The sequence below is a fragment of the Streptomyces sp. T39 genome (assembly GCF_008042045.1).
In the GTDB taxonomy this organism is placed as follows: Bacteria; Actinomycetota; Actinomycetes; order Streptomycetales; family Streptomycetaceae; genus Streptomyces.
Genome location: NZ_RDBP01000012.1, coordinates 197,360 through 207,685, shown reverse-complemented (window position 1 = coordinate 207,685; position 10,326 = coordinate 197,360). Strand labels below are relative to the sequence as shown.

At 73.6% G+C, this 10,326-nt stretch carries 11 protein-coding genes; 7 read left to right on the top strand and 4 right to left on the bottom strand.

Annotated features, from left to right (window positions below; translation table 11 throughout):
* The first annotated feature begins 247 nt into the window (after positions 1-247).
* Genes EAO77_RS01830 through EAO77_RS01820 form a run of 3 tightly spaced genes read left to right on the top strand, consistent with a single transcriptional unit; the run spans position 248 to position 4,381 of the window.
* The gene (locus EAO77_RS01830) at positions 248-2,392 is read left to right on the top strand and encodes an MMPL family transporter (protein WP_147986381.1); all 2,145 of its coding nucleotides are present in this window, start codon (positions 248-250) and stop codon (positions 2,390-2,392) included.
* 53 nt (positions 2,393-2,445) lie between these two features.
* Complete coding sequence (locus tag EAO77_RS01825) at positions 2,446-3,681, top strand: sensor histidine kinase (RefSeq protein WP_147986380.1); 1,236 nt, start codon at positions 2,446-2,448, stop codon at positions 3,679-3,681.
* Positions 3,682-3,715: 34 nt separating this feature from the next.
* Positions 3,716-4,381, top strand: coding sequence for a response regulator transcription factor (locus tag EAO77_RS01820; protein ID WP_147986379.1), 666 nt, complete (start codon positions 3,716-3,718; stop codon positions 4,379-4,381).
* Positions 4,382-4,442: 61 nt separating this feature from the next.
* On the opposite strand, the gene EAO77_RS01815 is transcribed toward EAO77_RS01820, so the two are convergent.
* Positions 4,443-5,810 carry an FAD-dependent oxidoreductase gene (locus EAO77_RS01815; protein ID WP_147986378.1) on the bottom strand — a complete coding sequence of 456 codons (1,368 nt, stop codon included), beginning with the start codon at positions 5,808-5,810 and terminating at the stop codon, positions 4,443-4,445.
* A gap of 310 nt (positions 5,811-6,120) precedes the next feature.
* On the opposite strand from EAO77_RS01815, the gene EAO77_RS01810 reads away from it, so the two are divergent.
* Positions 6,121-6,336, top strand: a complete 216-nt coding sequence (locus EAO77_RS01810; protein WP_147986377.1) for a hypothetical protein — start codon at positions 6,121-6,123, stop codon at positions 6,334-6,336.
* A gap of 37 nt (positions 6,337-6,373) precedes the next feature.
* Here EAO77_RS01810 and EAO77_RS01805 read toward each other — a convergent pair whose 3' ends face one another.
* Positions 6,374-6,886, bottom strand: a complete 513-nt coding sequence (locus EAO77_RS01805) for a DinB family protein (protein ID WP_147986376.1) — start codon at positions 6,884-6,886, stop codon at positions 6,374-6,376.
* Positions 6,887-6,897: 11 nt separating this feature from the next.
* The gene (locus EAO77_RS01800; RefSeq protein WP_147986375.1) at positions 6,898-7,209 is read right to left on the bottom strand and encodes a PIN domain nuclease; all 312 of its coding nucleotides are present in this window, start codon (positions 7,207-7,209) and stop codon (positions 6,898-6,900) included.
* Between the two features lie 187 nt (positions 7,210-7,396).
* On the opposite strand from EAO77_RS01800, the gene recO reads away from it, so the two are divergent.
* From recO to EAO77_RS01785, 3 genes are read left to right on the top strand one after another with little or no spacing between them, the layout of a single operon-like run.
* Positions 7,397-8,143: a DNA repair protein RecO gene (gene recO, locus EAO77_RS01795; protein ID WP_147986374.1), complete on the top strand. Its 747-nt coding sequence runs from the start codon at positions 7,397-7,399 to the stop codon at positions 8,141-8,143.
* 22 nt (positions 8,144-8,165) lie between these two features.
* On the top strand, positions 8,166-9,011 hold the full coding sequence (locus tag EAO77_RS01790) for an isoprenyl transferase (protein WP_147986373.1): 846 nt from the start codon (positions 8,166-8,168) through the stop codon (positions 9,009-9,011).
* Between the two features lie 60 nt (positions 9,012-9,071).
* Positions 9,072-9,719 (top strand): YcxB family protein, encoded by a 648-nt coding sequence (locus EAO77_RS01785; protein ID WP_147986372.1) that lies wholly within the window; start codon positions 9,072-9,074, stop codon positions 9,717-9,719.
* A gap of 139 nt (positions 9,720-9,858) precedes the next feature.
* Here the strand turns inward: EAO77_RS01785 and EAO77_RS01780 are convergent, their stop codons facing one another.
* The gene (locus tag EAO77_RS01780; protein ID WP_147986371.1) at positions 9,859-10,290 is read right to left on the bottom strand and encodes a Fur family transcriptional regulator; all 432 of its coding nucleotides are present in this window, start codon (positions 10,288-10,290) and stop codon (positions 9,859-9,861) included.
* Positions 10,291-10,326 lie beyond the last annotated feature (36 nt).

The following is a 10,326-nucleotide window of genomic DNA, read 5'->3' as shown; positions in this document are numbered from 1 at the left end:
CCATCCTCCGTCATGGGTGCGGCAGGTGCCCCGCCCGGGCGCGGGCGGGCACACCGCTCAGCCCGTGGACGCCGGTTCGCGGGCGGCCGGAGCCGCCGCCCGTACTCCCCGCGGAGTACCGGCGCCGCCGTGCCGCCCCCGGGAGTACCCGGCATCTCGCCCTCCCGCGCGACGCGGGCGGCGCCCCCGCGACGGGACGCTGGTGACGCATTCCGTCACCGGACGCCCGTACGAAGGGGAGACACCCATGGGGCCCGAACCGCCCGCCGGCGCGACACCGCCGGTGAAACCGCCCGCCCGTCCCGGCGGCCGGCGCGCCCTGCCCTGGGCCGTCGTGCTGCTGTGGGTCGCCGTCATCGCACTCGCCCTGCCCTTCGCCGGGAAGCTCGCGGACGCGCAGCGGGACAACGTGGTCGACTACCTGCCCGCGAGCGCCGACTCCACCCGGGCCGCCAGGATCGGACAGGCCCTGCCCGGCGGGGAGGCCACCGAACTGGTCGTCGTCTACCACCGCGACGGCGGGCTGACCGCCGCCGACCGGACGCTCGCCGAGCGGCGGCTCGCGGAGATCACCGGCGCCCACGACTTCGGCACCGCTTCGGCCGAGGGCGTCCCGTCGCGGGACGGGACCACCCTGATGTACCCCCTGACGACCACCGCCCCCGGCAGCGACAACGACGCCCGCATCGCCCTCGTGGACGACGTGCGCGAGCGGCTCGCGGCGGACCGCACCGGCGGTCTGCGCGCCGAACTCGGCGGTCCCGGCGCGCTGGCGACGGACATGGAGAAGGTCTTCGAGACCATCGACGGCACCCTCATGATCGCCACCGTGCTCGTCGTCGCCGTGCTGCTGATCATCACCTACCGCAGCCCCTTCCTGTGGCTCGTGCCGCTCGCCGTCGTCGGCGCCGCCGCCGTCGCCTCGCAGGCCCTCGTGTACGGGCTCGTCCGAGGATTCGACCTCACCGTCACCAGCCAGAGCGCCGCCATCATGACCGTGCTCGTCTTCGGCGCGGGCACCGACTACGCCCTGCTCCTCGTCGCCCGCTACCGCGAGGAACTCCGCCGCGTCGCGCACCCGTACGACGCCATGCGCGCCGCCCTGCGCGGCTGCGGACCCGCCGTGCTCGCCTCCTCCGGAACGGTCGCCGCGGGTCTGCTGTGCCTGCTGGCCGCCGACCTCAACAGCGCGAGCGGCCTCGGCCCGGTCGGCGCCGTCGGCGTGGTCTGCGCCCTCGCGGCCATGCTCACCCTGCTGCCCGCCGTGCTCGTGCTGCTGGGCCGCCGGGTGTTCTGGCCGCTCGTCCCCGTCCACGGCACCGAGGCACCGCACCGCCGCTCGCTGTTCGCCGCCATGGGGGGCTCGGCGGGCCGGCGCCCCGGCGTGGTGCTGGCGGCCGGCGCGCTCGTGCTCGGCGCGCTCGTGCTCGGCACCCTGAACCAGCCGGGCGACCTCGCCCAGGAGGACAGCTTCACCGACCGCCCCGAGTCGGTGTCGGCGACGGCGCTCCTCGGCGAGGCGTACCCGGATCGGAGCAGCCGGCCCATCACCGTCGTCGCCCCCTCGGACACCGCCGGCACCGCACTGGAGCGTGCCCGCGCCACCGAGGGCGTCGTGCGGGCCGAAGCCGGGCGCTCCGGCGGCGGGTGGAGCGAGATCACCGTCTTCGCGAAGGACGCGCCCGAGACCCCGGGCGAGACGGCGACCATCGAGGCCCTGCGCGCGCATCTGGACGGCAGCCATGTCGGGGGCCCCGGCGCACAGCAGCTGGACCTCGCGGAGACCGACGCCCGCGACCGGCGGGTCGTCATCCCGCTGGTGCTCGGCGCGGTCCTGCTGATCCTCGTCGCCCTGCTCCGCAGTCTGGTCGCGCCGCTGATCCTCACCGTCGCCGTCGTCGCCGTGTGGGCGGCGGTCAACGGCCTCGGCGCCCTGGTCTTCGAACCGCTCCTCGGCTTCCGGGGCGTCGACCCCAGCATCCCGCTGCTGTCGTTCGTGTTCCTGGTCGCGCTCGGCGTCGACTACGGCATCTTCCTGATGCACCGGATGCGCGAGGAGTCCCTCGCCGGATCCGACCCGCGCGCCGCCGCCCTGACCGCGCTGCGCACCACCGGCGGAGTCATCGCCTCGGCGGGCATCGTGCTGGCGGCGACCTTCACCGTGCTGATGAACCTGCCGCTGGTGCCGCTGGTGGAGATGGGCTTCCTCGTCGCGGTCGGCGTGCTGCTCGACACCTTCCTCGTGCGCACCTACCTCGTCACCGCGGTCAGCGTGCTGCTGCGTGAACGGGTCTGGTGGCCGGGCCCGTTGAGCCGTCGCCGGCCACCTGCCGCGCCCGGCCCCGCCGGGGCGGCCGGAGCCGCCGCCCGCGAACCGGCGTCCACGGGCTGAGCGGTGTGCCCGCCCGCGCCCGGGCGGGGCACCTGCCGCACCCATGACGGAGGATGGAGCCCGTGGAACAGCTGGACGACAACGGAACGCCACCCGGCGCACCCCGCATCGGGGAACGGGTGCTCAACGCGATCAGCCGCGACCCGCTCGCCGCCCCCCACCGCAGGCGCAACGACGCGGTCCTCACCGCGCTGATCGGCGCGGTGTCCGTCGCGCTCGCCCTGCTCGCCGACGACGGACGCCGCCCCGGCCCGCTCGGCTGGGTGCTGCTCGCCGGCTGCGTCCTGCCGCTGGCGAGGCGCCGCTCACGGCCCGGTCTCGTGCTGCTGGCGGTGGTGGCGTCCGTCGTGCCGTACCACGCCCTCGACAACAGCCATGCCGCTCCGGTGCCCGCCTCGCTGCTCGCCCTCTACACCTACGCCGTCACGGCCCGGCCGCTGCACACCCTCCTGGCCGGCTGCGGCATCGTCGGCGTCACCCTCACCGTGATGTTCAGCCTCGGCTCCCACGAGGGCTTCGAGTCGCTGCGCACCTCCGGGTGGATCCTCGCGGCCCTGGTCTGCGGGGTCGACGTCCGCGTCTACCGGCTCTACATCGCCTCCGTCGTCGGCCGCGCCGAGCGGGCCGAGCGGACCCGCGAGGAGGAGGCCGCACGGCGGGTCGCCGAGGAACGCCTGCGGATCGCGCGCGATCTGCACGATCTGCTCGCGCACTCGATCACGCTGATCGGCGTCCAGACCTCGGTCGCCTCCCACGTCCTGACCGTCGATCCCGAGCGCCTCGACCGCACCGCGATCGCCGCGGCCCTGGAGGACATCGCGGAGACCTGCCGCACCGCCCGCGGCGAACTGCGCACCACCCTGGAGGTGTTGCGCGCCGACGGCCCCGAGTGCGACGGCCCGCTGCCCGACCTGGCCGCCCTGCCCGGCCTCGTCCGCACCGCCGGCGCCCGCCTCGACCTGCGCACCGGCGACGGGCCGCTGCCGCCCGCGGTCGCCGCCGCGGCCTACCGCATCGTCCAGGAGTCCCTCACCAACGCGGTCCGTCACGCGGGCACGGGCGTGCGCGTCGACGTCCGTCTGGAACGCCTCGCGGACGCCCTGCGCGTCACCGTCACCGACGACGGCCGGGGCCCGGCCGGGCAGTCCGCCGGCGGCTTCGGCATCATCGGCATGCGCGAGCGGGCCCGCAGCGTCGGCGGCACCCTCACGGCCGGCCCGCGCCCCGGGCACCCCGGGTACGAGGTCGCCGCACTCCTTCCGCTCCAGCCGTCGCAGGCCACCGCATGACCCGTGTGCCGCTCCAGCCGTCGGAGGTCCCCGCATGATCCGTGTCCTTCTCGCCGACGACCAGACGCTCGTCCGCGCGGCCTTCGCGATGCTCGTCGAGTCGGCCGGCGACATGGAGGTCGTCGGCCAGGCGGGCACGGGCGCCGAGGCCGTCGCCCTCGCCCGCGCCGAACGGGCGGACCTCGTCGTGATGGACATCCGTATGCCCGAACTCGACGGCATCGAGGCGACGCGCCTGATCGCCGCGGACGAGGACATGGCGGGAGTGAAGGTCCTCGTGCTCACGACGTACGACACCGACGACCACATCGTCGAGGCGCTGCGCGCCGGCGCCTCGGGCTTCCTGGTCAAGGACACCAGGCCGGCCGAACTGCTGGCCGCGATCCGCACGGTAGCCGCGGGCGACTCCCTGCTCTCCCCGGGCCCCACCGCCCGGCTGATCGCCCGCTTCCTCAGCACCCCCGGACTGCCGCGCACGAACGGAGGCCCCGACGACCTCACCGACCGCGAACGCCAGGTCCTGCGTCTCGTCGCCCGCGGCCTCAACAACACCGAGATCGCCGAGTCCCTGGGCCTGAGCCCGCTCACCGCCAAGACCCACGTCAGCCGCATCATGGGCAAGCTCGCCGCCCGTGACCGCGCCCAACTGGTCATCGTGGCTTACGAGTCGGGCCTGATCACGCCGGGCGCCGCGGATTGAGCGGGCGCACGGCGACGGGCCCGGCGGCTTCCGCCGCCGGGCCCGTCGCCGGTCCACAGCCTTACGCGCCGCTCGCCTCGAGCATGTCCTCGCGCTCGACGATCTTCACGCGCTCGCGGCCCTGGGGCTCGCCCAGCGCCTTCTCGGCGGCGTCGAGCCTGTACCAGCCCTCCCAGGTGGTCCAGCGGACGCCGCGGCCGGAGAGGAAGCCCTCCACGGCGTCCGGCTCCGGGCTGGCCGGGGTCTGCAGGCGGCCGGCGGCGTGGTCGGCCAGCAGGTTGGCGACCGTCTCGTTGGCGTCGCCCTTGGTGTGGCCGATGAGGCCGACCGGACCGCGGCGGATCCAGCCGGTGACGTACGTGGAGTCCAGGTGCTCCCCGGACTCCTCGATCACCCGGCCGCCCTCGTCGGGGACGGTGCCCGAGGCGACGTCCCAGGGGAGCTTCGGCAGCTCGTCGGAGAGGTAGCCCACGGCGCGGTAGACGGCGGTGACGTCCCAGTCCTTGAACTCGCCGGTGCCCTTGACGTTGCCGGTGCCGTCGAGCGCGGTGCGCTCGGTGCGCAGGCCCACGACCTTGCCGTCCTCGCCGAGGATCTCGGTGGGGGACTCGAAGAAGTGCAGGAACAGCTTGTGCGGGCGCTCGCCGATGTCGCGGATCGCCCAGTTCTCCAGCGTCTTCGCGACCATGTCCGCCTGCTTGTTGCCGCGGCGGGTCTCGATGGAGCCGGCGTCGTAGTCGATGTCCTCGGGGTCGACGATGACCTCGATGGTGGGGGAGTGGTCCAGCTCGCGGAGCTCCATCGGGCTGAACTTCGCCTGCGCGGGGCCGCGCCGGCCGAAGACGTGGATCTCCTTGGCCCGGTTGGCCTTCAGGCCCTCGTGGACGTTCGGCGGGATCTCGGTCGGCAGCAGTTCCTCGGCGGTCTTCGCGAGGATGCGGGCCACGTCGAGGGCGACGTTGCCGACACCGAGCACGGCGACCTTCTCGGCCTCCAGCGACCAGGTGCGGGGCCAGTCCGGGTGGCCGTCGTACCAGGAGACGAAGTCGGCCGCGCCGTGGGAGCCGTCCAGCTCGACGCCCGGGATGTCGAGCGCCCGGTCCGCCGTCGCGCCGGTGGAGAAGATCACCGCGTCGTAGAAGGCGCGCAGGTCGTCGAGGGTGATGTCGGTGCCGTAGTCCACGTTGCCGAAGAGCCGGATCTGCGGCTTGTCGAGCACCTGGTGCAGGGCGGTGATGATGCCCTTGATGCGCGGGTGGTCGGGGGCGACGCCGTAGCGGATCAGGCCGAAGGGCGCGGGCATGCGCTCGAAGAGATCGATGGAGACGCCGGGGTCGGCGGCTGCCACCTCGGACTTCAGCAGCGCATCGGCGGCGTAGATTCCGGCGGGGCCGGCTCCGACGATGGCTACCCGCAGGGGGCGGGGCATGGCAGATTCCCTTCGAGCGGCGACGACTGGCTCGTCGGTAACCCTAAACAAAGGCAAGCCTAAGTCTGTACCCGGTCCCCTTCTATGGACTCATAAGGCAGACTTATGGCCACTCAAAGATCCACTTGATGGGGTCGTCGGGTGACCCCCTGCCGGCCGCCGTGCAGCGCCTCCCCGGCGCCGGCGCGCGGCGTCCGGAGGGCCTCATCACCCGGGACACGCCGCATCCGCTCGCCGTATCGGGGGGCCGCGCGGTGGAGACTGACCGTCTGATCGCGGCAGCTCTGCCCAGGGAAGGGGGTCGCACGCCATGACCCTGCCCATCGGTACGTACGTCGTCGACACCCGCACCGGACGCGTGGGCCGGTTCATGGGGCCGACCGGTCCGTTCGTCGCACTGAGACCCGTCGGCGGCGGGCGCGAGTGGGAGTGCGACCCCGACGAGGTGCGCCCGGCCACCGCGGCGGAACGGATCAGCGCCACGACGGCCTATGTGAACGCCCGCAGCCGCGGCGAGGTGACCTGAGTCCCGGGATCCCCCGGGGGCCGGGGCCCGAGCCCCGTCAGTAGTAGCCCTTCTCGCCGTCCAGCAGCTCGCGGACGGCGTCGAGGTGTCCGGCGTGCCGGGCGGTCTCCTCGACCATGTGGATCACCATCCAGCGCAGCGAGGCCGCGGCCGAGCGGAAGTCGGGGTGCCGGCCCACCTCGTCGAGGCCGTGGGCGGCGATGATCCCGTCCGAGACCGCGCACTGCTTGCGGTAGTCGTCGAGCAGCTGCGCGAGGGGCACGCCCTCCACCCGCATGTCCAGGTCCTCCGGGTCCTCGGAGAACTGCGGGCCGTCGGCCGGGCGGCCGAGGAACAGGACCTCGAACCAGGTCTGCTCGGTCCAGCGCAGATGGGACACGATCCCGGCCACGGTCATCAGCGGCGACGACGGCAGCACCGCGCGGTGCGCGTCCTCTTCGGTCAGGCCCTCGCACTTGTAGTGGACGATCTCGCGCTGCAGCCGGAACCAGCCCGTCAGCTGGGTCCGCTCGTCGGCGCTGAAGGGAGGCCGCTCCCGGGGAAGTGTCATGTCCGCGGACGCTAGCGGCCCCCGGCCGCACCCGCACCGCTTTTTCCGGGGCCGGAGCCGGAGCCGCAGCCGCAGCCGGAGCCGCGGGATGTGACGGATGCGCCGGGGTGCGTCCGCGGCTCGCGTTCCAGCCGCTCGCGGCCGGTGGATCCGCGTGCCGGGCAGAGGAGTTCGAGCTCGGTGATGTCGCACAGGGCCACCGGACCGGCGGCGATCCGCTCGTCCCACTCGTTCGCCGTCCGCCCGAGCAGCACATTCGCCGTCCGCCCGAGCGGCACACGGTCGGCGGCGGATGTGGCGATCAGGAAGCCGGCGGTGTTCACTCCCGGACTCCCCTTGCTCCACGGTCTCCCCGGGTCGCCGCGGTGCATGCGCTTCTCCGGAAGAACGTCCCTGTCCACGCCGCCCTCGGCGGCAAGCGGCGTGCATCCTCCGGCGAGCGGAGGCGCCGGTGGCGGGGAATCGCGGACCGGGACCGGCCCGGCCCCCGCGGTACGGGAGAATGGGCGCATGAGCCTCTTCCGTGACGACGGTGTCGTGCTGCGCACCCAGAAGCTGGGTGAGGCGGACCGCATCATCACGCTGCTCACCCGCGGTCACGGCCGCGTGCGGGCGGTGGCGCGCGGAGTGCGGCGCACCAAGTCCAAGTTCGGGGCGCGGCTGGAACCGTTCTCCCACGTCGACGTGCAGTTCTTCGCGCGCGGCAGCGAGCTCGTGGGGCGCGGCCTGCCGCTGTGCACCCAGTCGGAGACCATCGCCCCGTACGGCGGCGGCATCGTCACCGACTACGCACGGTACACGGCCGGCACCGCCATGCTGGAGACCGCCGAACGCTTCACCGACCACGAGGGCGAACCGGCGGTGCAGCAGTACCTGCTGCTCGTCGGCGCTCTGCGCACCCTAGCGCGGGGCGAGCACGCGCCGAACCTCGTCCTCGACGCCTTCCTGCTGCGCTCGCTGGCCGTCAACGGCTACGCGCCCAGCTTCGACGACTGCGCCCGCTGCGGGCTGCCCGGCCCGAACCGGTTCTTCTCCGTGGCCGCGGGCGGCGCCATATGCGGTGACTGCCGGGTGCCCGGCAGCGTCGTACCCTCTGCGGAGGCCATCGCCCTCCTGAGCGCGCTGCTCACGGGCGACTGGCCGACGGCGGACGCGTGCGAGGCGCGTCACGTCAGGGAGGGCAGCGGGCTGGTGTCCGCGTATCTGCACTGGCACCTGGAGCGTGGTCTGCGCTCGCTCCGGTACGTAGAGAAGTAGCTGACGAGGAGTTGTGAGCCGCATGGCACGACGCGGAATCCTGGGGCGGTCCCGCCGCGAGTACAAGGTCCCCGAGCCGCACCCCTCCGGCGCCCGTCCGCCCCGGATCCCGTCCGAGCTCGTGCCGAACCACGTGGCCTGCGTCATGGACGGCAACGGCCGCTGGGCGAAGGACCGCGGCCTGCCGCGCACCGAGGGCCACAAGGTCGGCGAGGGCGTCGTCCTCGACGTGCTCAAGGGCTGCCTGGAGATGGGCGTCAAGAACCTCTCCCTCTACGCCTTCTCCACGGAGAACTGGAAGCGCTCGCCCGACGAGGTCCGTTTCCTCATGAACTTCAACCGGGACGTCATCCGCCGCCGCCGCGACGAGATGGACGAGCTCGGCATCCGCATCCGCTGGGTGGGCCGGATGCCCAAGATGTGGAAGTCCGTGGTCCAGGAGCTCCAGGTCGCGCAGGAGCAGACCGTCGACAACGACGCCATGACGCTCTACTTCTGCGTCAACTACGGCGGCCGGGCGGAGGTCGCGGACGCCGCGCAGGCCATCGCGCGGGACGTCGCGGCCGGCAGGCTGGACCCGGGCAAGGTCAACGAGAAGACCTTCCAGAAGTACCTGTACTACCCGGACATGCCGGACGTGGATCTCTTCCTGCGCCCCAGCGGCGAGATGCGTACCTCCAACTACCTGATCTGGCAGAGCAGTTACGCCGAGATGGTGTTCCAGGACGTGCTGTGGCCGGACTTCGACCGCCGCGACCTGTGGCGCGCCTGCCTCGAATACGCCCAGCGGGACCGCCGGTTCGGCGGTGCGATCCCCAACGAGGAGATCGCCGCGATGCAGGGCCGGCCGGACACCCCCGCCGGCTGAGCCGGGCCGCCCCGCGGTGGCCGGCCGGGCCGTCCCGGCCGGCCGCTACGATCACGGCCCATGACGGATACACATGATCGGCCCGGCGCGGACGAGAGTCCCCGCACGGGCCCGCACGGCGAGCCGGACCCGGGCACCGGCCCCCTCACGGCCGCCGGCGACGCCGCGACGGCCCCCGCCGGGGAGCCCGGTGCGGGGACGGCGGTGGAATTCGCCTACGAGGTGACCGTCGCCGACCTCGCGGACTCCCTCAACGGGCGCCTGGGCGCCACCCCCTCGGGCCGCCGCACACGGTGGCTGCTGCGTGCCGCCGGCGTCGGCGGCGCCGTCTGGCTGGTCGGGACGGCCCTCGGGGACCCCGTGTTCACGGAACTGCTGCCGCCGGCCATGTTCCTGGTCATCGGTTTCGGCCTCACCCCGGTCGTGCACTTCCTCCAGGCCCGCCAGGTCCACACCGTCGCGTCCCGGCAGGGGCCGTTCCGGGCCGTGGCGACGGCCGAGGGCGTCCGGCTGGTTTCCCGTGACACCGACACCACCCACCGCTGGGGCATGTACACCCGGTACACCGAGACCGACACCGTCTTCGTGCTGCTCACCGGGGACAAGCACGGCGCCGGGATGCTGACGCTGCCCAAGCGCGGCGCCACCGCCCCGGACGGCGCCGACCGCCTGCGCACCCTGCTCGACGCTCACATCGAACGCGTCTGACACCCGGGACGGGGTGTCCCGCTCGGCGTGAGGCAGCTCCGTTTCGACGCCCCCCGTTTCGACGCCCCCCGGTCCGACGCGGCTCCGGTACGACGGCGCCCCGGTCGCGGAGGCGACCGGGGCGGGACCGTCGGGGGGATCAGGCGGGCTTCGCGGCACACTCCGCGCAGGTGCCGAAGATCTCCACCGTGTGCGCCACGTTCACATAGCCGTGCTGGGCGGCGATGGTCTCGGCCCACTGCTCGACCGCGGGACCCTCGACCTCGACGGCCTTGCCGCACAGCCGGCACACCAGGTGATGGTGGTGGTCGTCGGTGGAGCAGCGCCGGTAGACGGACTCGCCCTCGCTGGTGCGCAGCACATCCACCTCGCCCGCGTCGGCGAGCGACTGGAGGGTGCGGTACACCGTGGTCAGGCCGACCGAGTCACCGCGGTGCTTGAGCATGTCGTGCAGCTCCTGGGCGCTGCGGAACTCGTCCACCTCGTCGAGCGCCGCCGCGACCGCGGCACGCTGCCGGGTGGACCGGCCTCGCACCGGGGCGGTGTTCCCGCCGGTTGGCGCCGTGGTCACTGGAGCCTCCTTGCCTCGCCCGCACATGTGTCGGGC